The sequence below is a fragment of the Kordia sp. genome (assembly GCF_022447245.1).
GTDB lineage: Bacteria > Bacteroidota > Bacteroidia > Flavobacteriales > Flavobacteriaceae > Kordia.
In genome coordinates, this window is record NZ_JAKVBC010000047.1 from 1 (window position 1) to 21,699 (window position 21,699).

17 protein-coding genes are annotated in these 21,699 nt (G+C 33.0%); 6 read left to right on the forward strand and 11 right to left on the reverse strand.

Annotated features, from left to right (window positions below):
• A partial coding sequence (locus tag MK119_RS21750) for a T9SS type A sorting domain-containing protein (RefSeq protein WP_290683344.1) occupies positions 1-240 on the forward strand: 240 nt, incomplete at its 5' end.
• Between the two features lie 2 nt (positions 241-242).
• On the opposite strand, the gene MK119_RS21755 is transcribed toward MK119_RS21750, so the two are convergent.
• The 6 genes from MK119_RS21755 to MK119_RS21780 form a co-directional block, all read right to left on the reverse strand.
• Positions 243-1,262: a quinone-dependent dihydroorotate dehydrogenase gene (locus tag MK119_RS21755; RefSeq protein WP_290683346.1), complete on the reverse strand. Its 1,020-nt coding sequence runs from the start codon at positions 1,260-1,262 to the stop codon at positions 243-245.
• Positions 1,263-1,403: 141 nt separating this feature from the next.
• A complete protein-coding gene (locus MK119_RS21760; RefSeq protein ID WP_290683348.1) occupies positions 1,404-2,084 on the reverse strand; it encodes an ion channel in 681 nt (226 codons plus the stop codon).
• A 10-nt stretch (positions 2,085-2,094) separates the two neighbouring features.
• Entirely contained in the window at positions 2,095-5,211 is a 3,117-nt protein-coding gene (locus MK119_RS21765) for an efflux RND transporter permease subunit (RefSeq protein ID WP_290683350.1), read from the reverse strand.
• An 18-nt stretch (positions 5,212-5,229) separates the two neighbouring features.
• A complete protein-coding gene (locus tag MK119_RS21770) occupies positions 5,230-6,312 on the reverse strand; it encodes an efflux RND transporter periplasmic adaptor subunit (RefSeq protein ID WP_290683352.1) in 1,083 nt (360 codons plus the stop codon).
• Positions 6,313-6,334: 22 nt separating this feature from the next.
• Positions 6,335-8,680 carry a TolC family protein gene (locus tag MK119_RS21775; protein ID WP_290683354.1) on the reverse strand — a complete coding sequence of 782 codons (2,346 nt, stop codon included), beginning with the start codon at positions 8,678-8,680 and terminating at the stop codon, positions 6,335-6,337.
• 10 nt (positions 8,681-8,690) lie between these two features.
• Positions 8,691-8,945 (reverse strand): hypothetical protein, encoded by a 255-nt coding sequence (locus MK119_RS21780; RefSeq protein WP_290683356.1) that lies wholly within the window; start codon positions 8,943-8,945, stop codon positions 8,691-8,693.
• Positions 8,946-9,312: 367 nt separating this feature from the next.
• Between MK119_RS21780 and pepT the strand changes: the two genes are divergently transcribed.
• Entirely contained in the window at positions 9,313-10,548 is a 1,236-nt protein-coding gene (pepT, locus tag MK119_RS21785; protein WP_290683358.1) for a peptidase T, read from the forward strand.
• 695 nt (positions 10,549-11,243) lie between these two features.
• Positions 11,244-12,704, forward strand: a complete 1,461-nt coding sequence (locus tag MK119_RS21790; protein WP_290683360.1) for a T9SS type A sorting domain-containing protein — start codon at positions 11,244-11,246, stop codon at positions 12,702-12,704.
• Between the two features lie 115 nt (positions 12,705-12,819).
• Here MK119_RS21790 and MK119_RS21795 read toward each other — a convergent pair whose 3' ends face one another.
• Positions 12,820-13,095, reverse strand: coding sequence for a transposase (locus MK119_RS21795; RefSeq protein WP_366512859.1), 276 nt, complete (start codon positions 13,093-13,095; stop codon positions 12,820-12,822).
• A 217-nt stretch (positions 13,096-13,312) separates the two neighbouring features.
• Between MK119_RS21795 and MK119_RS21800 the strand changes: the two genes are divergently transcribed.
• From MK119_RS21800 to MK119_RS21810, 3 genes are all read left to right on the forward strand, one after another.
• A complete protein-coding gene (locus tag MK119_RS21800) occupies positions 13,313-14,791 on the forward strand; it encodes a T9SS type A sorting domain-containing protein (protein ID WP_290683362.1) in 1,479 nt (492 codons plus the stop codon).
• Positions 14,792-14,893: 102 nt separating this feature from the next.
• Positions 14,894-17,773, forward strand: a complete 2,880-nt coding sequence (locus MK119_RS21805; protein WP_290683364.1) for a histidine kinase — start codon at positions 14,894-14,896, stop codon at positions 17,771-17,773.
• Positions 17,774-17,783: 10 nt separating this feature from the next.
• Entirely contained in the window at positions 17,784-18,521 is a 738-nt protein-coding gene (locus tag MK119_RS21810) for a LytTR family DNA-binding domain-containing protein (protein ID WP_290683388.1), read from the forward strand.
• Positions 18,522-18,615: 94 nt separating this feature from the next.
• Here the strand turns inward: MK119_RS21810 and yajC are convergent, their stop codons facing one another.
• The 4 genes from yajC to MK119_RS21830 form a co-directional block, all read right to left on the reverse strand.
• Positions 18,616-18,897 carry a preprotein translocase subunit YajC gene (yajC, locus tag MK119_RS21815; protein ID WP_366512858.1) on the reverse strand — a complete coding sequence of 94 codons (282 nt, stop codon included), beginning with the start codon at positions 18,895-18,897 and terminating at the stop codon, positions 18,616-18,618.
• 16 nt (positions 18,898-18,913) lie between these two features.
• Positions 18,914-19,498, reverse strand: a complete 585-nt coding sequence (locus MK119_RS21820) for a DUF1573 domain-containing protein (protein WP_290683366.1) — start codon at positions 19,496-19,498, stop codon at positions 18,914-18,916.
• Positions 19,499-19,540: 42 nt separating this feature from the next.
• On the reverse strand, positions 19,541-20,482 hold the full coding sequence (gene nusB / locus MK119_RS21825) for a transcription antitermination factor NusB (protein ID WP_290683368.1): 942 nt from the start codon (positions 20,480-20,482) through the stop codon (positions 19,541-19,543).
• Between the two features lie 100 nt (positions 20,483-20,582).
• Complete coding sequence (locus MK119_RS21830; RefSeq protein ID WP_290683370.1) at positions 20,583-21,686, reverse strand: Glu/Leu/Phe/Val dehydrogenase; 1,104 nt, start codon at positions 21,684-21,686, stop codon at positions 20,583-20,585.
• Between the last annotated feature and the right edge of the window lie 13 nt (positions 21,687-21,699).

The following is a 21,699-nucleotide window of genomic DNA, read 5'->3' on the forward strand; positions in this document are numbered from 1 at the left end:
TATGTATCTATTCATATCACAACAAATTCAGCTTCTAAAGCTATTCAGATTTACAAATCGACTAGAAAAACAATTGAACAGATTGCTATTTACGACACGTTTGGAAATCTTGTAAAACGTTATGAAACTCCAACAAATAAAGCTACTAAAACATTGATATTTCCAACGACAAAAACTAGCTTGTATTTTGTGAAGCTACAATCAGAAAATGGTACTGTTACTAAGAAAGTGTTGGTGTAGTTTTAGGCTCTTTTTAAAATCTCCTTATTGATGTTTTTGATCAGTTTTGGACCTTCATAGATGAAACCTGTATAAAGTTGCACTAAATCTGCGCCAGCGTCTAATTTTTCTAAGGCATCTTTTGCAGAGTGAATTCCTCCTACACCAATAATAGGAAAGGATTTGTTACTTTTTTCAGCTAGGAAACGAATGACTTCCGTGGAACGATTTGTAAGTGGTTTTCCACTCAATCCTCCCATTTCTCCTTTATCTACCGATTGTAAACCTTCTCTTGAAATTGTTGTGTTTGTGGCAATAACTCCTGCAATTTTGGTATCCGCAACAATTTCAATAATATCCACTAACTGTTCGTTTGTTAAATCGGGAGCTATTTTAAGTAGAATTGGCTTTGGAGCTACTTTGGCTTTGTTCATTTCTTGTAAAGTTGTCAATAATTTCGTTAACGGTTCTTTGTCTTGCAAAGCTCTTAAGTTTGGCGTGTTTGGCGAACTTACATTTACTACAAAATAATCTACATGTGGAAATAAAGCTTCGAAACAAATTTTATAGTCCTCGACTGCTTCTTCATTTGGAGTAACTTTATTTTTCCCGATATTTCCACCAATTAAAACCCCTTTATTCTTTTTTAAACGTTCTACTGCTTCATGAACTCCGCCATTATTGAATCCCATACGGTTGATAATTGCTTTGTCTTGCTTCAAACGGAAAAGACGTTTTTTTGGGTTTCCTGCTTGTGGTTTTGGTGTAAGCGTTCCTATTTCTACAAATCCAAATCCAAAGTTAGAGAGTTCGTTATATAACTTAGCATCTTTGTCAAATCCGGCTGCTAAACCTACAGGGTTTTTGAACGTTAAACCAAAAACAGTACGTTCTAAACGTTTATCATTAACTGAGTAGATTCCTTTAAAAACACTAGATACTCCAGGAATTTTACAAAGTGTTCGAATTAGTGAAAAGGTAAAGTGATGAACTTTTTCTGGATCGAATAGAAAAAGGATGGGTTTTACAAGAAATTGGTACATGTTGTGTTGTTTGTGCAAAAATATAGTCTATTCTTCAGAAGTCAAATATTTTAGCGCTGTAATTTTAAGAAAATATCACACCTTACAAAAGTCCTGAACAACTAATTAACGTTACAAAAATACATAGGTTTTATCTATTTGTTATTGTTTATTATTTCCAATTACTGCGATATTAATGTATTTTGAAACAACTACCGAAGTAATAATCACAATGTAAAATTGCCCTATCAATCCAATAAGAACCACAGCTTTTTGCGCGATTGGAGTTACTGGAATGATGTCGCCATATCCAATTGTTAGCAAGGTGATATATGAATAATACATTAAACTATCTACACGTGAATCAATGTTTTGAGAATCTAATAGAATTCCAGTAAAAGAATCTGGCGTTACTAATTCTATAGAAACCAGTATAAAAAAAGCGATAAAACCTAGTGAAATATAACCACTCATTAAACCAATAATAACAGTTTTATCTACTTCTTTTTCTCTCCAAATTTGTTTTATGATATGACCAGTCACTATGACATAAAATAAAAAATATACAGACAATCGTGTAAGAATGAATTCGCTTTTTTCTACTTCTGAAAATAAGCTATTTCCAAATACAGATAAAGCAACAATAAAAAGAATGATTAAAAACCACATAATTTTCCGTTGCTTAGATACTAACAAAACTCCACTGGCAATATTTAAGATAAATAATGCTGGCAATAAAGTATCTTGAAACAAAGCATCGGGAAAAAACAACGATCCGAACAGAATAAAGAACTGCGTTACAATAAACAGTTCGAAACGATGTTTGTATAAATAGTTTATCACAGAGTCCATATTAGCTTTCTAAAAGTTTTTCATTAAACTCATAGTTTTTGTAATTTACTCTAAACAAAGCACTGTATAAAGCTGGAATAAACAATAAAGTAATAACCGTTCCAAAAAGCAGTCCAACCATAATACTTATTGCCATTCCTTCCCACATTTCCCCTCCACTTAGATACAGCGGAATTAGCCCAAGCACCGTCGTAAATGTTGCCAATAAAATTGGACGGAAACGCTGCAAACACGCTGCAATAACAGCATCTTGCTCAGTTCGTTTGAGTTCGTTATACTCAATTTCCATACGATCAATTAGTACTATAGCATTGTTGATGACAATTCCTGCCAAAGAAATTACTCCCAAAAATGGCATGAATCCAAATGGTTCATGAAAAATCAGAAGTCCTACAACAACTCCTATAACACCTAATGGAATGGTAAGTACTACCATTACCATTTTACGGAACGAATTGAATTGTATGATTAATAACATGACAATGATAAAACCAGACAATGGCAAGTATTTAATCACTGACCCCATACTTTCAGCCGAATTTTCTGCATCACCTCCAAATTCGTAGGTATATTCTGCCGGCCATATTTTTTGTTGTTCTTCGAGCCACGGTTTAATTTCTGAGGTAATAGCAGAAGCGTTTCCACCTTCACGCAATTCACTAGAAATATTGATAGTTCTGCGTAAATCTAAACGTTTGATTTTTGAGTATTGCCACTGCGGAACAATAGAAGCTACTTGCAATAAAGGAATGCTTTTTCCTGAGTTTTGCGCATAGATATTCAAAGTCTCCAAAGACGCCAGCGATTGTTGCTGACTTGCATCACTTCGCATTACGATTGGAATAGATTTGTCATTTTCCCGATATTCTCCCGTTTGAAATCCGTCTAATACTGTTTGTAATGATGTTGCAATGTCTTGACTTGAAACACCAGCTGTTTGCGCTCTATTTTGATCTATTTGAATTAAGAACTTTTTACTTTTTGGTCCCCAATCATCTTTGATGTTTTTAGTTCCGAAAATGTTGAACAATTTTGTTTTGATACTTTCTGAAATTTTCGCCAATTCGTCTGGATTTTCTCCTGAAACCTTTATTTCAATTGGTGTTCCTCCTCCTCCAGCAGCCAAAGAACCTACTTTGATATCTGCATTTGGGAAATTTTCAAAACCGAAAGCATCTAACTTTGCTATCATTTCATTATTTTCATTGAACGAAGATGTGTTGACCAAAATGTGCGCATAACTTGAATTGGCTTCGTCTTGCGAATATCCTAAATCATACGATTCGGGCCCTTGCCCAATGTATGATGACCAGTCCACGATTCCTTTAGTTCGTGTATCATTCACTTTTAGAGAATCGGTCATGTATTTTTCTAATTCTTTTACTAATTCCGTAGTAACTTCAATTTTTGTCCCTGATGGTAAATTAATGTCTACTGTAATCATGTTGCGATCACTGTCTGGAAAGAATAAAAATTTAATCTTTGTAAAACCATATAATGATGCAAAAAAGACCAAAAAGATTCCAACAATTACTTTGTATTTATTCGCTAAAGCAGAAAGAATTAGGTTCTTATATGATCTTTTAAGTGAGTTAATGATTCTGTCTATTATACTTGGCTTCTTTTCTCCTTTTGGTGTTATTTTTAAGAATAAATAACAAAACATGGTAATTACAGTCAACGCTATGATCCAAGAAGACATTAACGCTATGGTAATGACCACAAAAATTGGCCCTACAATATCTCCCATAGATGTTGGTGACATATAAAAAGCTAAAAATGCTGCCGAAGTGGTTAATGTTGAGATTAGCAATGGCATCCATAATTCTGAAAAGGCTTTAACAGCTGCTGTTTTCTTGTCAATTCCTTCTTCCATTTTTACCATAATAGTCTCAGCAACCACAATGGCATTATCAACCAACATTCCCAATGCCATGATTAAGGCCGCTAGTGTTACCTGATTTAATCCCATACTAATTACGCCCATAATCATAAGTGTCATGATGGTTACGATTGGAATTAAACTTGCGATAACAAATCCTGTGCGTAATCCTAAGAAGATTAACATTACTACTAGCACAATTCCTATGGATTGCATTAAGTTACTAATGAAGTTTTGCACTTTATCATCAATGTAAGTATCTAACGAAGATACACGTGTTAACTCTAATCCAACAGGGAGTTTGGCTTTCCAACGATTTACAACTTTGTCTACCTCTGTTCCTAGATAAATAATATTGGAGTTTTCTTTTAAATTTACATGAATAGAAACTGCATCTTTCCCATTAAGTCGCACTTTTTGAGTTGGAGGATCAATATATCCTTCTTTGATGGTTGTGATATCTCCTAATTTTACTAATTGTCCTCCATTTGCTCCCACAGGGATTAGCATTTCTCTAATTTCTTTGACAGAATTGAAATTTCCTGTTGGCTCCAAAATGACACGTTCTTCACCTGCATTTATTTGCCCTCCAGAGCTCAATATATTTGTAGAGGCAATGATTTGCTGTAGTTTTGAAGCAGATAAACCGTATTCTTTTAAACGTGCATTGTCAAACTCTACAAAGACACGTTCTTCTTGAATTCCACCTAAAACTACTTTTGCGGCATCTGGTAGCTTAATAAGATCGTCTTTGATATCATCTGCATATTCTTTCATTTCTGCATACGAGAATCCATCAGAAGTAATTCCAACAACAATCCCGTATACATCACCAATTCCATCATCTTGCAAATCGGGTCTTACACCTGCTGGCAATCCTTGTAAAGCATTTATTTTTCTACGCAAGCGGTCCCAGACTGCTTGTAATTCATCTTCTTTCACTTCATCTTTCAGAGTTACTGCAACAACTGACAATCCTGTTCTTGATGTACTAGTAACTTCTTTTAATTCTGGAAGTTCTTGTGCTAGTTTTTCAATTTTATCAGAAACTAATTGTTCTACACGTTCAGGGCTTGCACCTGGAAATACAGAAACTACCGAAGCAACACGAATAGTAAATGGAGGCATACTGTCTCGTGATAATCCCGAGTACATGGTAATTCCTAACAGGATAATCGTAATCAACACCATGAGTGTGATTCTGTTCTTTTCTATGGAAAATTTTGCTAAATTCATACCTATTATGTTGAACGATTAGTTAAGTTTCACGGCTTGACCATTGAGTAAAGTTTGCAAACCTGCAGTCGCAATTTTTTGTCCTGCTGTTAATCCAGATTTGATTTCAAACCCTTCTGGCGTTAGGTTTCCAATTGTTACCTGTTGTTTTTTTACTTTGGCATTTTCTCCTTCTCCTTCTATTAAAAACACAAAACGGCCGTTACTATCTTCGCCAATTGCATTTGAAGGAACCACAAGTGTTTTATTGTTTATTTTTCGATCGCCAAAATCAAACGTAACATTCGCAGCCATTCCACTTTTAATTTTATCTGAAGTATTGTTTAATTTTACACGTACTGGATATGTTGACGTATTTGCATCTACAGCAGGAGAAACTTCAGTTACTGTTGCTTTAAATTTTTCGTTTACTAATGACGAAAAAGCTACAGAGACACTCATTCCATTTTTAACACCATTAATCACACTTTCTGGAATTCCTAAAGTAATTTCCATATCTGTTCCTGAATTCAATGTAGCAATCAATTGTCCTGGTGATATATTTTCGTCAATTTCAACATCTACAGTAGCAATCGTACCATTTTCAGGTGCATATAAATATCCATATCGAATTTGTTCTTGTTGGATTGCCAATCCTCTTTTGGATGATTTATAACTTTCCGATGCTGTTTTATACGAATTTTTAGCCGCTTCATAGTCACTTAAAGAGGTACTTCCTTTTTCATATAAAGCGCGGACTCTATCCAAACTCAATTTAGCAGTATTTACTTGGGATTCTGCACTATTTACTTGTGTTAAAGCCTGTTCATACGACAATCTAGATTGTACATTATCTAGCTTTCCTAATAACTGTCCTTTCTTTACTTTCTGACCAAGTTTTAAATTCAACTCTGTGATAATTCCAGAATTTCTAAAACTCATCTTGATGATTTTATCAGTTTGAGCAGTTCCACTAAAAGTTCTGATTTTTTCACCGCCTAAATATCCTACTTCTTGATATTTAACAGGACGCTTTACTGTTTCTTGTTTTTTTTCTTCCTCTCCACAAGAAGTAAAAAGTAATGATATTGCTACTATTAATATATTATATATATGCTTCATCGTTTGTATGATTTTGCGTTGATTAGTTTTTGTTATTTAAGAATTCTAGAAATCGTTGTCTGAATTTTGCATTCTCGCTTTCAGAGTTTAATAAGAAATAATACCCCAAGTAGCGTTCTAATTGCAATGCGTTGATTAAATAGTTATATATGGCGTTTGTTCTTGATAATTGTGCATTTAGGTAGTTATTTTGTGCGTCTAAAAGCTGAACAACATTTACAGCGCCATTAGAATATGATGTTTGCGTTAATTCAAGAGATTCTTTTGCCGTCTCTTCAGATACTTTAGATAATTCAATATTTGAAATTTGGTTTACTAAGTTTAACACGCTGTTTCTAATATTTGCAGAAATAGACAACTTCGTATTATCACGGTTGATTTCTAATTGATCTTTTTGAATAATTGCTATTTGCTTGTTGATGTTTGTTTGGGTTCTATTAAATATCGGAATAGACACATTAACTCCTATGTTGTAGTTTCCATCTGGAGTTGCAGGGAATCCAGTAGGGAACGTTGTTCCTACTCCTGAGCGGCTAAATGTACGATTGTATTGACCTTGCAAAGCAACCGTTGGTAAAAAACGTCCATTTCCGTTCAATTGAATATTTCGCTCTGTAGCATCCAAGTTATAACCCAGCGCTTTTAATTCAGGTGCATTGTTTTGTGCTTCTTGAATTAGAAATTCAATGAAAGGTTCTCTAAGTTTTGGATCATCTAATAGTTCCGTAATTTGATCGTAATTGTAGTTTTTAAATATTCCTTTGTCTAGCTCAACATCTTCAATATCTATTTCAGTGGAAACAGGATTGTTTAATAATTGATTTAATATAATAAAAGCTTGCTCTAATTGATTTGCAGCTTCAACCATAACCTGCGTATTCTGTGCCATTTCACTTCGGAAACGCAGCATATCTGATTTTCCAGATTGTCCAGCATCAAAGTTTTGCTTGGCAAGTTGTAAGTTTCTTTTCGTCAGACCTAAATTTCGCAATCGTATTTGTGCATTCGCCTTTAAAATCAATGCGTTGAAGTAGGCATTTGAGGCATCAAAAATCGTATTTAGCTCTTCGGCATTATAATTTTCTTGCTGCGCTTTTTGTAAATTCTTTTGAATATCAATATTTGCATTCGCTGATTCAGAAAAAACAGTCTGTTGTAAAGTAAGGTTTCCAGCAGTTGAAAATTCAGGGTTTTGTCCATTACTGATTTCCGCCAATTTAGGATCAACATAAGTACCTGTAGCAGCAGCAGTAAGACTTGGCAGGTAATTACTTTTTGCTGTTTTTACATCTTGATTTTTAAGCTCAATATCTTTTTGTAATGACTGTAATGACAGATTTTTATTTAAAACACCTTCTATAACTGTTAGTAAGTTATATTGCTTTTCAGAAATTGCATTTTTAAATTCCCCAACAAAATCAGTATCGTTGATCAAACTATATTTAATAGGAACATCAACCAATTCTGTTGTATTATAATTGACTGTCAATCTTGAATTGTACTCTATAAAAACAGGTTGTTCAGAAAGTGGAGTACCATTTACATATGATTCTATTATCAATGAGATTCTTCGCATAAACTGATCAAAATTATCTTCAGTTTGGTTTGTTGCCATAAAACCTGCTTTTACCTGATCTCTTCCATTGATGGTAAAAGATGGAAGTTTTTTTGCAATGAATGTCTTCGCCAATTCTTTTACTTCTTCGTCTTTAAGGAAAAAACCTCCTGCTATATATACGGCGTCTACATCAGTCAAATTATTCGTAATGTCTGCTACAGAAGAAAACGGAATGATTGTATAAGCTGCATCCAAGTCTTTCACTACCGGATCAAAAGCTTTTTGTAATTGCAAGACATCTACGAGTTGTCGTTCAATAATTATTCCTACTTTTTTGAAATTGGTTAGTTCTTTTAGTCTTTTAAGGTCGTCTTTATAAGATCTAGATTCAATTAAGTATGTGAAATTATTAATTTCAGAAGTCTTTTTAGACAAATCGATTCCAGTAACATCCTGATTTATTGCTCCAAATAAAATTGTAGGCTTTACATACACACTTTGCTTGTTGAGGATAACACTATTCATTACACCAAAAGCCAGAATAATATCTGTTTCATTTTGTAAAAGTGTATTATAATGTTGCTCCGCTTTTTGCAAATCGTAATTATTCACCAAAATATTACGTTCTGAAAAATTGATATTAGCATCTTGCCCAACTACAACTTTAATTTGATTTTCTAGTTGTTCCAATAGCGGATTAATTTCCGCTGTCCTGTTATCTAACAGAATACCAACATCATAAGTTTTTTTTCCTTGCGCAAAAGTTAAAGTTGCACACAGAAAAAGTGCGATTAAAAAAAAGTTTCTCATAGATAGTTTGTTAGTTCTCTTTTAAAAATTCTTTATAATATAATTCTAATTTTTGTTTCACAATGTCCAAAAGGTCTTCATGAAGTAAAATGCTTTTTTCTATAAAATGATTCAGTTCCTTATTTTCATTATTTCTTTTTTTCAAAACTTCTTTAAGTAAAGTTGTTTGAACCATATATGCATCTATCGCAGAACTAAATCGTTCAACAGATCCTTTGACATCTAAATAAAATAAGCGGAAACGACTATTATTATCATCATACACATAACTTACTTCATTTAATGTATATGAAAAAAGTTAATGCTTTACTGGTTGCACTTTTGCTTACACCTATTCCATCGTTAATCTCCTCAAAAGTTAAATATTTTTTATTCGTGGTATAAAAAAGTCCTAGTATCTTTCCTGCTATTGGCGGGTAATTATCGGCCACCAACAACTCTCCAAAACTTTCAATAATATCTTCTTGTAATAATTCTTTGGTTTCCTTGTATGGAAACTACAATAAAGTTTCCATACAAGGAAACCAAATTTAACATTTTTTCAAAAATCACTATCAACAAGTTACATATTAATCAATCATAAAATGTGTATCGATTTGAAAATCTCTTATTTTTGACAAAAAAGAAAACAGATGCAACATATTATAGATAGATTCATAAGTTATGTTACTATTGACAAAGAATCTGATCCAACTTCAGCAACAACACCAAGTACTGAGAAACAATGGAATTTAGCCAATTTGTTAGTAGAAGAACTAAAGCAAATTGGTATGGAAGATGTAACTATTGATGAGAATGCTTATATCATGGCAACGTTACCAAGTAATGTAGATCATGAAGTCCCAACTATTGGATTTGTCTCGCATTTTGATACATCACCGGATTTTACAGGAGCAAATGTAAAACCTCAGATTGTACCAAATTATGACGGAAAAGATATTGTATTAAATGCTGAACAAAATATTGTACTTTCTCCTGATTATTTTGACGATTTATTATTGTACAAAGGAAATACATTGATCACTACTGATGGTACTACCCTACTCGGTGCCGATGATAAAGCGGGAATTTGTGAGATTGTTTCTGCAATGGAATATTTAATCAAGCATCCAGAAATTAAACATGGAAAAATCCGTGTCGGTTTTACACCAGATGAAGAGATTGGTCGTGGCGCACATAAGTTTGACGTAGAAAAGTTTGGTGCGGATTGGGCATATACAATGGACGGAAGTCAAATTGGAGAATTAGAATATGAAAACTTTAATGCTGCTGGAGCCGTGGTAACTATTAAAGGAAAAATTGTACATCCAGGATATGCTAAAGGAAAAATGATCAATTCTATGTTGATAGCTAATGAGTTTATTGCTGCATTACCTACCAATGAAATTCCACAAGAAACTTCAGGTCGTGAAGGTTTTTATCATTTACACACAATGAATGGTAAAGTTGAAGAAACTACACTTCAGTACATCATAAGAGATCACGATAAGGATAAATTTGAAGCGAGAAAAGAACTAATGCAACGTATCGCTTCAGACATTAATCAACAACACGAAACTGATCCAATTTCTGTAGAAATTAAAGATCAATATTATAATATGAGAGAAAAGGTTGAACCTGTATTTCATATTGTAGAAATTGCCGAAGAAGCAATGAAATCGTTAGGTATTACACCACTTATCAAACCAATTCGCGGAGGAACTGATGGTTCGCAATTATCGTTTATGGGCTTGCCTTGTCCTAATATTTTTGCTGGTGGTCATAATTTCCATGGACGTTATGAGTATGTTCCCGTGGAAAGCATTCAAAGTGCTATTGATGTGATTGTAAAGATTACAGAGTTGACTGCTGATAAATACGCTAAATAGATAAAAAATTATACTTCTACAGAAGATTTTACAAACGGTTTCCCGCAATGGGAAACCGCTTTGCAAAAATCGCAAGACATTGTTTTACAACATGATGAACTTGAAAAAACCATCAAACGAGACTCCCCAATATATAGATCATAAGAAAAAAATCGATGAACCTGTTGCTATTTGGGCTTGTATCAGTTTGTGTGTGTTTTCAAGTTGTCTTCAAATGTTTTGACGAATTCACTGTAAGATAATAAATACTTCGAATCAAAGCTGTTTAAAGTGTGCTGATAATAACACTCTTGAATCAATTAATAATGATATGGAATCAACTTGAAGATTAAGTGTGACAATCTGAAATCAAGAGCAGTAATCCAACAGAAAGTCTTTGAGAATAATGATACTTTGACTAGCCATAGCTCTTTACATGAAGCTTTTTCAATTCATCACCATCTCAAAAGCAAATCACTTCAACACAAAAAGTCATTTTAAAAAATTATTCCTTTGTTTCAAAAAACAAAAATGCTGAATGATGAACACAAAGAGTTTACTATTTTTCAATAAGATGATATTATTTAATTTTTCACACCTGTTTTTTCAAAATATTTCTGTAAGTTTTTGTTCATGAAAAGAAAACTACCATTCATGAAATAGATAATAGTTCCTGTTTTTTAAACAATACGTTTGTATTTTAATTCACAAACATTATGAAAAACAAACTACTTTTATTTATTCTTTCTTGCTTTCTGTCATTAAGCTTAAAGGCACAATTATTTAGCCACCACAATGTGGCTAGCCAACTATCGCAACCCAAAGAAACCGCTGTTGCTGATATTGATGGCGATGGGAATTTAGACATCGTTGTTCCAGAGTTCTCTTCTAGTACTATTACGGTATTGTACGGAACTGGTGATATATCAAATTATACGAAAGTTACCTATCCGTTGGTAAACCCATCTTTAAATATAGACGAGAAACCATGGGCTGTTGTTGTTATGGATATAGATGGAGATAGTAACAAAGATATTATTTATTCCAATTACGCAAATTCAGGAAGTACAACTGATGGTGTATATTGGATTCAAAATACAGGAAACAGAAATTTTGGAAGCTCACAACTGATTAGATTATTTCCACGATGCAGACATATTAGTAAAGCTAATCTTGACGCAGATCCTGAAGATGAATTAATTGTTGCTGGTGATAACGATGGCATTAATAATTTACAAGCTCTTAACTTAACTCAAACTGGAGGTTACTCGTCTTCTGTACTCACTTCCGTAAATGGCACTTATAAAAGACCTCTACATGTAAGTCATGGTGATTTAAATGGAGATGGAAATTTAGATTTTGTGGTTTCTGCTTTCGGAAACAATGCAGTTTTTGAAGGATTTATCGTTCGACTTGCTCCAAATTACGCTTCAAATTTTTCACTCTCTGACCCATTCAATAATTTAACATCTGGACCTCGCCAAACTGACTTAATGGATTTTGACGAAGATGGCGATTTAGATGTTGTATCTGTAGACTATTATGGGGGCAAATCTTCTATTGTTGCATACCAAATAACACCGAGTCCATTTGCAAGTGCCTTTTATTTTCAATTGTTTGAGACCAACAATTCACGTGGAATTGTATCAGTTACTGCTGGAGACTTTGATAATGACGGTGTCGGGGACTTTATTGTAGCAGATATTGTAACTGACAGAATTCTATTTTATGAAAACACAGCTACAGACAATGTTCCTGCAGCTTCCATTAATTTTAATCCATTTGTTAATATATCTACATCTGTAATAGATCCTACATGGGTAATCTCGGAAGATTTAGATGCAGACGGTGATTTGGACGTTATCGTTAGTAATAATAATGGAGGAACAGCCAATCAAGGATTTATTTCTGTATTAGAAAACAATGCTGCTACACTAAGTACCGATGAGATTGAAGTAGAAAGAATATCGACCATTACTTCTGATACAGATGTTACCATTTTAGGTATGCCCTCAACTGTAACAAATGGAAGTTTATATGATATAAATGGAAGATTAGTTCGTAAAGGAATACTTAATACACAACACAATCACTTCTCAATAGATGGATTGCAACCTGGGATTTATATTTTAAAATTATCAACACTAAATACAAGTTTCAAAATCGTGAAACAATAATTCCCAAAAGCTTTTAAAAAAACAAGACAACAAAATATATTTGTTGTCTTGTTTTGTATCTGCTACTTTTGAAGACTTACCCTTTTTCGGACAGTTCTAAATTAAACAAAATAGATTACAAAGGGGCTAGCCCCTTTGTAAATTCTCTTAAAACTTCATTAAGGCTTTTTCTTCCTAATGATTTATGCGGATGATATTCATTATAATCTTTTCTAAAATCTTCTGCTATATCACTAGCTTCTTCAATATTGCTAAAAATATAAGCGTCCAAAACATCTTCTCTAAAGGTTTTATTAAATCGCTCTACATATTCATTCTGAGTCGGTTCTCTTGGTTCTGTATAGTTGATAGATATTCCTTCTGTATCACAAAAATAAACAAGTAGCTTGATATATTGTTATTCACTTAACTTAGCGTAAAATCTGTCCTGTAAATGGGGGAATGATCAATACAAAAGATTACCCTTTTAAATAAATTGTAGTTTTATTGACATACGCTAATAAAAATCACACAAATTACTCTTTCATAAAAAAAAAGTTTCCGTTCATGAAGTAAATACTAATAGACAAAATTCTCATGCTATGTTTGTATCTAAATTCACAAATATTATGAAAACAAAATTACTTTCTTTTATTCTTTTAGGCTGTATTGCAATGCGCCTTCATGCACAGCAATTTACTGCTCGTAATGTCGCTATTGGTCTTTCTCAACCAAGAGAATATAGTGTAGATGATATTGACGGAGATGGTTTTTTAGATATTATAGTTGCAGAATTTTCTGGAAATAGTATCTCAATTCTCTATGGTACTGGGAATCTAGCAAACTTTACAAAAGTTACTCTTAATGGATTAGTTAGAAGCGCTAATGGAAGCGCAGTGAAACCATGGAGCACACTAGTAATGGATGTAGATGGAGACAATCAAAAAGATATCCTTTTTTCGAACTATAATGTATCTGTTGGAAATGACGGCTTGTTTTGGCTTAGAAATACTGGAAATAGAACATTCAGTAGCAGTGCACAAACTTTACAGCTGCTAAATAGATGTAGAGGAATTTATAAAGCAAATTTTGATGCCGATCCAGAAGACGAAATCATTATCGCTGGCGATAACAGCACGGTAGGAAATATTAGAATGTTTAATCTCAATACGACTAACTCTTCTATTTCTCAATTTGAAAGCTACTCTGGGCTAAATAGACCGTTACACATTACATCCACAGATTACAACCAAGATGGTTTTCAAGACCTTATATTTACAAAATACGGAACAGGAAGCGAGCAAGGATTAAATGCTTCCATTAACACTAATGGTGTTACAATTATAAATAGTCCATTTCCAGGCTCCATAGATGTAGAAACGCTGATTGACAATAGTGATGTATCAGTAAGAGGTACTCGAAAAACAATTGCATTCGATTTTAATGAAGATGGTTTGGTCGATTTTGCTTCAGTTAGTCTAGGGAATGGAAATTGGACCAATCTTCAATCAAGGGAAAATGTAAGTGGCACACAAACCTCTCATTTGAGTGTTCAGAATGGTAGTAGAAGTATGGTTTCCTTAGCCGGAGGTGATTTTAACAATGATAATGTACCAGATATAGTTGTCGCAGATAATAGTGCAGATGAAATTCTATTTTTTGAAAATACGGCAACTAGTGGTACTGCAACACCAAACATTACCTTTAATTCTCCAACTATATTAACATCAGCTGTGATGGATCCATATTGGATAGAATCTGCCGATTTAGACGGAGATGGTGATTTAGATATAATTGTTACCTGCACGAATGGGAATGGAGCTAATCAAGGATTTGTGACTGTTTTTGAAAATGAAGCCATTGTATTAAGCACGCCTGAATTTACTTCCCAAAACATAAAACTCATCACTTCTGATACTGACATCATAATCTCAAACCTACCGACTTCTGTAAAAAGTGGATGCTTATATGATATTAGTGGGCGACTAATCCGAACGCAGAAAATTAACTCACAAAACAACCTATTTGCATTGCAAGGAATACAAGCAGGAGTCTATATTTTACAATTATCAACCCCAAACACAATCTTTAAAATCGTGAAACAATAATTTTAGAAGCTTTACAGAAACAAGACAGTAAACAAATTTACTGTCTTGTTTTCTATCTGCTACATTTGATGTACTTTGTAGCGTTTTGTAAACGTTTTTAATATGCAAAGACTTTTTGTAAATTTATTTTTCTGGAATGTTTTTTTTGTGGGAATGGTGAGTCATGCGCAAGAAATCATCACAAAAAACTTAGGTGAACTTGCTAGTTTACCTGACAATGAGTTCTATGATGTTTTGTATGATTCAAATGGAAATTACTGGTTTTGTGCTGATTCTGGTTTATATCGCTTTGACGGCATGAATTTTACACATTATACCAATCCGCAGCAGCGAAGTCAGTCTTTATTTAACTTAAAAGAAGATAAATATGGTCGAATATGGTGTAACAGCTTAAACGGTCAATTTTTTGTAATCGATTCTTCAAAAGGAAAGCTTGATTTTTTTATTGATGTAGCAGACGAATTGATCGGTCAATTACCAAAATACGAACTTTACAAAAACCATCTTTTTGTAAAAATAGATAACAACAAATTTTTCCAGTATCATTTTGAGACTAAAGAAAAAACCATACTGACTGATTCTGTTGGAGAATATACAAATATTGTGAGATTCCAAGATGCATTATTTTATCATAATATGAATCGTCTCAACAAGAAAAACCTTAAGACAAACACCATGGAAATCTTTCCATTATCGTTTAAAGGAACCAATCCAAAAATATATAATCTTGATGAAAATTTATATATACTGTTACATGATGACAAATTCAAACTCACAAGTGTATGCATCTTAAAAAATGGCAAACTCGTTAAACTTTCTATTCCTAAAGTACTACATCTTGAAGTATACGATGTGTATAAAGATTCGCGCGGATTGCTATATTTTGGAACAGAAAAAGGAGGCTTTGTCATGGAAGAAACCGAAGATGCATTGGTTTCTAAATATACATTTTTACAAAACTCAAAAGTATCTAAAACCCTAGAAGATGCGTTTGGTAATTATATCTTCACAACGTTGAATAACGGAATTTACTACTGGGATGGGCAAGAAAATTTTAAATATCAGACAGAAACTTCTGGTTTGTTATCCAACAATTTAAATCATATAGTACAAACAGATACACAAAAATATGTTGTAACAGATTTTAGTAATAACGTATATGAATATGTACTAAAGGAGCAATTGCAACTAAAAAATCAATGGCATAGTTCGCAGGAATTGAAAAGATTGTTTACGTTTGACAAGAAAGCATATGTGATTGGTGAAGAAAATAACATCATAGAAATTGACGGTGATTTGCACCCCTTGGAAGGTTTAAACTTTTCTTCAATAAAAGATATTACAAAACATAAAGGCAAGCTTTATGTTGGACATTCATACAACTTGGAACAAATTGAAAGTTTCCATAGTCAAACTAAAAGAAATTTTATTAGAAAAAAAAGATGTCTATCCGTAGCTTCGTTTGAAGATAAACTCTATGGTGCTTTTACGGATGGTACTTTTACTATACAAGACAAGAATTATACACCAGTTACCTATCAAGGTGAAATTTTGTATACAGATCGTTTACTGGCTGGAACTAAATATTTGTGGGCTTTTAAGAAAAATCAAGGACTGTTTTACACAAAAAACAATACATTTCAGCAACTTACCAAATTGCAAGGGAAAAATGCGATTGTAAAAAAATCAAATAAGGTTATTTATATACTAGAATCTGGAAAATTATTTCAAATCAATGAAAAGTCACCTTCGCTGGATTTGATAAAAGATATTTCATCTCGACTAAAAAATATAAAAATTGTAGATTTTGAAGTGGTTGAAAAAACCTGCTTTTTGACTAGCGAACAAGGAATTTTACAGATTTCTTTACAGAGAGACAAACCAAAGAAAATAGTCGCTCCAACCATTGTTAAACAAGTTTTAATTAATGAAATACCCAAAAAAGCTAACGAATTAACGGCACTTCCATACAATGAAAACTCTGTAAAAATATTCTTGAAAAACAAAGATTTTTCAGCAAGAAATAGCTACTCCTTTCGATATAAAATTAATAACGTTTCCAGTAATTGGGAAACGATTTCGGATATCAAAAACCCTATCTACCTGAGCTATTTATCTCCTGCAAATTATGAAGTCATCTATCAAACCTTGCAAAATGAAACTGTGATACATGAAAATTCCATTCACTTCCATATTTCACATCCGTATTGGAAAACATGGTGGTTTATTACGGCTATTTTTATAGGAGCGTTGAGCATTGTCTTTGTCATTGTGCGCTTGTATTTAAGTAAGATCAAAACCAAACAACACTTTGAATTGGAGCAATTGGACTTAGAGAAGAATCTGGCGGAGGCCAAATTACAAAATCTCACCAGTCAAATGAATCCACATTTTACCTTCAATGCCTTAAATACTGTACAAGGGTTGATTTTAGACGATAAAAAAGAAGACGCTTATACATATTTGGCGCATTTTTCCAATCTATTTCGTAAGAGCATTGATTTCTCTTCCAAAACCTTCAATACGTTTGATGAGGAAATTGCCTTTTTAGAAACCTATTTAAAAATTGAATCGAAACGTTTTAACGAACAACTAATGTATCAAATTGATGATACTGCACTGGATGATCGCTTTTTTAAAATTCCTGCCATGATTTTACAGCCGTTTGTAGAAAATGCTATCAAACATGGCTTACTTCACAAAAAAGGCGACAAACAACTCCAAATACAGTTTTTAACACACACAGAACATATTGAATGTATTATCATTGACAATGGCATTGGTAGAAAAGCTTCAGGTTTACTATCGCAAAATCGAAAGAATGCACATTTGAATATAGCGACTTCTTCTGTACAAAAACGCTTTGATTTATATAAAAAGCATCACAATATAGAAATGATTTATCAATATCATGATTTGGCAGCTACCAATGGAGAAAGCTTAGGAACTAAAGTTATGATAACTATTCCATTAATGAAATAACAGCAGTTTGATGTATACAATTGGAATTATTGAAGATGAATATTTTGCGCAACGTGTGTTGATCAATTTGCTAGAAAAACACAAGCAAGTTTTAAAAATTGTACATGTTTCTAATACTGTTCAAGAAGCCAAAAAAGATATTGTAATACATAAGCCAGATTTTGTTTTCCTAGATATTGAATTGCCTGGCGGAAATGGCTTTGATGTTATTGATTGCTTGAGAACACAAAAATCAAAAATTATTTTTACTACAGCGTATGAGAAATTTGCGGTAAAGGCTTTTGAAGCTTCTGCAGTTGATTATTTGTTAAAACCTATTTTACCAGAACGCTTACAAATCGCCATTGAACGTATTATTCATCAAATTAAAACTGAAAAAGAGGCTTCAAATTATGAAGGACTCACCTCTAATTTAAAGGCTAACACAGTACAAAACATCACTATTAAATACAAAGACAGTTATAAAATAATTAAGATTGCTGATATTTTATATTTTAAAGCAGAAGGTGCGTATACACATATTCAAACCCTAGACAGCTCTTATTTACAATCAAATAAACTTAATTTTTACGAAGGTATTTTTCAACAGCATTCATCGATTATCCGTGTTCACAGAAGTTGGATGATTCATACTAAACACATCACTACTTTTTCCAAATCAAAGCGTTCAATTACTATTGCCAATCAAGAAATTCCTATTAGCAAAGCGAATTTAAAAGTTGTTTTTGATCTTTTAACATCATCATAGTATCGCTAAAATGTAACATGATTTCATTAAAAATTTTGCATAAAAAAAGCATCGCTTTCGCAATGCTTTTTTATTGTACTTTGTTGTAGTACCTTTATTTTTTTTCAGAAGTTTTGTTAAGTCTTGAAGTAGCTTCAACAGAAAGTGCAGCACGTTCAAATTTGATTTTCCCTGCTCCTGTTTCAATAACGCAAGTAAAATCTTTATCATTCAACTCAACTATCTTTCCATGGATTCCGCTTTTTGTAATCACGCGATCGCCTTTTTTAACGGATGCCATGAAATTTTTCTCCTTCTTTTGTTTCTTTATTGATGGTGCTATGATTAAAAAATATAGCACACCTATCATCAATAATAATGGTAAAATCTGTTCCAATATTTCTAATTATAAATTATTTATGGTTTTGACCATCGTTCTTTTTTACTGCTGCATTGTTAGCTGCTGCTGCTTTTTGAGCTTCTTGTTGCTTTTTCATTCTAGCAGCTCTTTCCGCTTTTAATTTATCTCTTTTTTCTTGTAAAGCTTTATCTGGTATAGCATTAGCTTCGATAGTAACTCTCTCGCTTCCCTTTTCAGTATTTGCAGTAATTGTTACTGTATTTCTTTTAAGGTTTGGTTTGTTTGTAGAGTTATATTTTACTGTAAATTGTCCAGTTTCTCCTGGTGCAATTGGTTGTCTTGGCCAGTCATTAGGAACTGTACATCCACAACTACCTTTGATATTTGAGATTAATAATGGTGCTGTACCTGTATTTTCAAATTTAAATACAGTTTCCACTTTATCTCCTTCATTAATAGTTCCAAAGCTATGATGTGTCTTATCGAATGTCATTGCTGCAAAATTTGTTGCTTTTGCATCTCTATTTGCTGCATCTTCAACTTTAGCTATATCAACTTTTTTCGATGCATCATCTTTACATGATGTGAATAAGACTAATGTCATTGCTCCTAATAGTAAAAATCCTTTTCTGATCATAGTATTTAAAATTTTGTGGTGTAAATTTAATAATTGTTTTTGTTACATCAAACCGCGACCGATTTTATTTAACTTATTTTCTTTTTTGTATTCTTTGATTAATTTATCAAGAATTCCGTTTACAAACATACTACTTTTTGAAGTAGAATATTCTTTAGCGAGCTCAATATACTCGTTTATTGTGACTTTTGCAGGTATTGAAGGAAATTTTAAGAATTCGCAGATTGCCATTTTTAAGAGTATTAAATCTAAGTTAGCAATTCGGTCTTTATCCCAATTAGGGGTTTTTCCTTGAATTTCTGCTGTCAGCATTTCATCATTCAATACTGTTTTTCTAAACAAATCTCTTACAAATGCTTTGTCTTCTTCATCTTTGTACAATTCTGATAGAAAAATTCGTTCTTTTCCTTGTTTGGCTTGTTTTATTGACTTCAAAATCAATGTATTTACCACAGGCAAATCATCTATCCATGTAAGCTTTTGATCTTCGTAGAATTCATACAGTTTTTCATTTGGAGCAATGATTTCTGAAAAAAGCTTTGCTGCAAACGCTCTATCCTTTTCATATCCAGTTTCCGTATCTGCCATGTACTTTTTGTACAAATCACTTTCTTGCATGGCTTCAAAAATTACACGGATATATTCATCATTCAATTCCCAATCGTTTAAATTACGATCATGAACGGCATCTTTTAAATCTTCATTTTCCGCTAAATGACGAATGATGGCATTTTGGACGAATTTTTTATTTGGGTTTTTATCTGCGGAAGTAGCTAGATATTTTTTTTGAGATAGTTCTATTTGATTCTGTCCATACTCGCTCAATTTCACAAATAAATCCAGCGTAAGCACGTGTAAATCATGCATATTCGCTATGCTCATGTTGATGAATTTTAACTCCTTATCAACTTGATCACTGTGTGATTGTGACAATGCATAAATAGATTGCATTACTTTAACTCGAATATGTCTTCTTGTTAGCATCTGCGTAAGAACTTTAATATTTATAAAAATAAAAAAACAAAAGGCGAAAGAACCTAATTCTTTCGCCCCGCAAAAATATAATTATTTTAAAAGAATGCTACTATTTGTTCGCTTCTTTTTTTCTTGTTTCTATTCTATCTAGTGCAATACTCAATGCTGAATTGTGCGTAGTTGAATTATTATTTTCAGAATGCTTGAATATTTCCAAAGTAGTATTGTAAATATTTTCTGTTTTACGCATTATTTCTGTTTTTCCGTATCCTTCTAATTCAGCGTATACATTGATTATTCCACCTGCATTAATAAGGAAGTCTGGCGCATAAGCAATTCCTCTATCCTTTAACATTGCTCCATGCTTCACTTCGTCTTTCAACTGATTGTTAGCAGCTCCTGCAATAACTTGTGCCTTTAACTTATAAATACTATCGTTATTTATAGTGGCTCCTAAGGCACATGGCGCATAAATATCCATATCTTCCGTATAAATATCAGCTCCTCTGTAAATTTCTGCTCCATATTTTTTGCTTACTTCTTGCAAACGCTCTTCATTAATATCTGCAATCACAATTTTTGCACCTTCATTAGATAAATGCTCTACTAAAGCTTCACCTACATGTCCAATTCCTTGTACATATACTACACGATCTTCTAAAAGGTCAGATCCAAATTTATATTTGGCTGCAGCTTTCATTCCCATAAAAACTCCATAAGCCGTAATTGGGGAAGGATTTCCTGCTCCTCCTCTAGATTCTGAAATTCCAGTTACATACGGTGTTACATCACGAACAATATCCATATCACTTGTTTCCATTCCAACATCTTCAGCTGTAATGTAACGTCCACTTAGAGAATGTACAAATTCTCCAAACTTTTTCATTAACTCAGGAGTTTTTTGTGTTTTAGCATCTCCAATGATGACCGCTTTTCCTCCACCTAAGTTCAATCCCGTAATTGCTGATTTAAACGTCATCCCACGAGATAAACGAAGTACATCATTTAAAGCTTCCCATTCATTTTTATATTGCCACATTCGAGTTCCTCCAAGTGCGGGTCCTAAAACTGTGTTATGGATTCCTATTATTGCTTTTAATCCTGTATCTTTGTCATTACAAAAAACAACTTGTTCATGATTATCAAAAGATAATTGTCCAAAGACTGGATCAACCTTGTGTAATTCGCTTGTGTTTACGACGTCTGAAACCATAGGCTAGTATTTT

Excerpts from the sequence above, each read along its gene's own strand:
- MK119_RS21770 (WP_290683352.1), bottom strand. The coding sequence starts at position 6,312 with ATGAAGCATATATATAATATATTAATAGTAGCAATATCATTACTTTTT.
- MK119_RS21805 (WP_290683364.1), top strand. The coding sequence starts at position 14,894 with ATGCAAAGACTTTTTGTAAATTTATTTTTCTGGAATGTTTTTTTTGTG.
- MK119_RS21830 (WP_290683370.1), bottom strand. The coding sequence starts at position 21,686 with ATGGTTTCAGACGTCGTAAACACAAGCGAATTACACAAGGTTGATCCA.
- MK119_RS21800 (WP_290683362.1), top strand. The coding sequence starts at position 13,313 with ATGAAAACAAAATTACTTTCTTTTATTCTTTTAGGCTGTATTGCAATG.
- MK119_RS21775 (WP_290683354.1), bottom strand. The coding sequence starts at position 8,680 with ATGAGAAACTTTTTTTTAATCGCACTTTTTCTGTGTGCAACTTTAACT.
- MK119_RS21810 (WP_290683388.1), top strand. The coding sequence starts at position 17,784 with ATGTATACAATTGGAATTATTGAAGATGAATATTTTGCGCAACGTGTG.
- MK119_RS21755 (WP_290683346.1), bottom strand. The coding sequence starts at position 1,262 with ATGTACCAATTTCTTGTAAAACCCATCCTTTTTCTATTCGATCCAGAA.
- MK119_RS21765 (WP_290683350.1), bottom strand. The coding sequence starts at position 5,211 with ATGAATTTAGCAAAATTTTCCATAGAAAAGAACAGAATCACACTCATG.
- MK119_RS21820 (WP_290683366.1), bottom strand. The coding sequence starts at position 19,498 with ATGATCAGAAAAGGATTTTTACTATTAGGAGCAATGACATTAGTCTTA.
- pepT (WP_290683358.1), top strand. The coding sequence starts at position 9,313 with ATGCAACATATTATAGATAGATTCATAAGTTATGTTACTATTGACAAA.
- MK119_RS21790 (WP_290683360.1), top strand. The coding sequence starts at position 11,244 with ATGAAAAACAAACTACTTTTATTTATTCTTTCTTGCTTTCTGTCATTA.
- nusB (WP_290683368.1), bottom strand. The coding sequence starts at position 20,482 with ATGCTAACAAGAAGACATATTCGAGTTAAAGTAATGCAATCTATTTAT.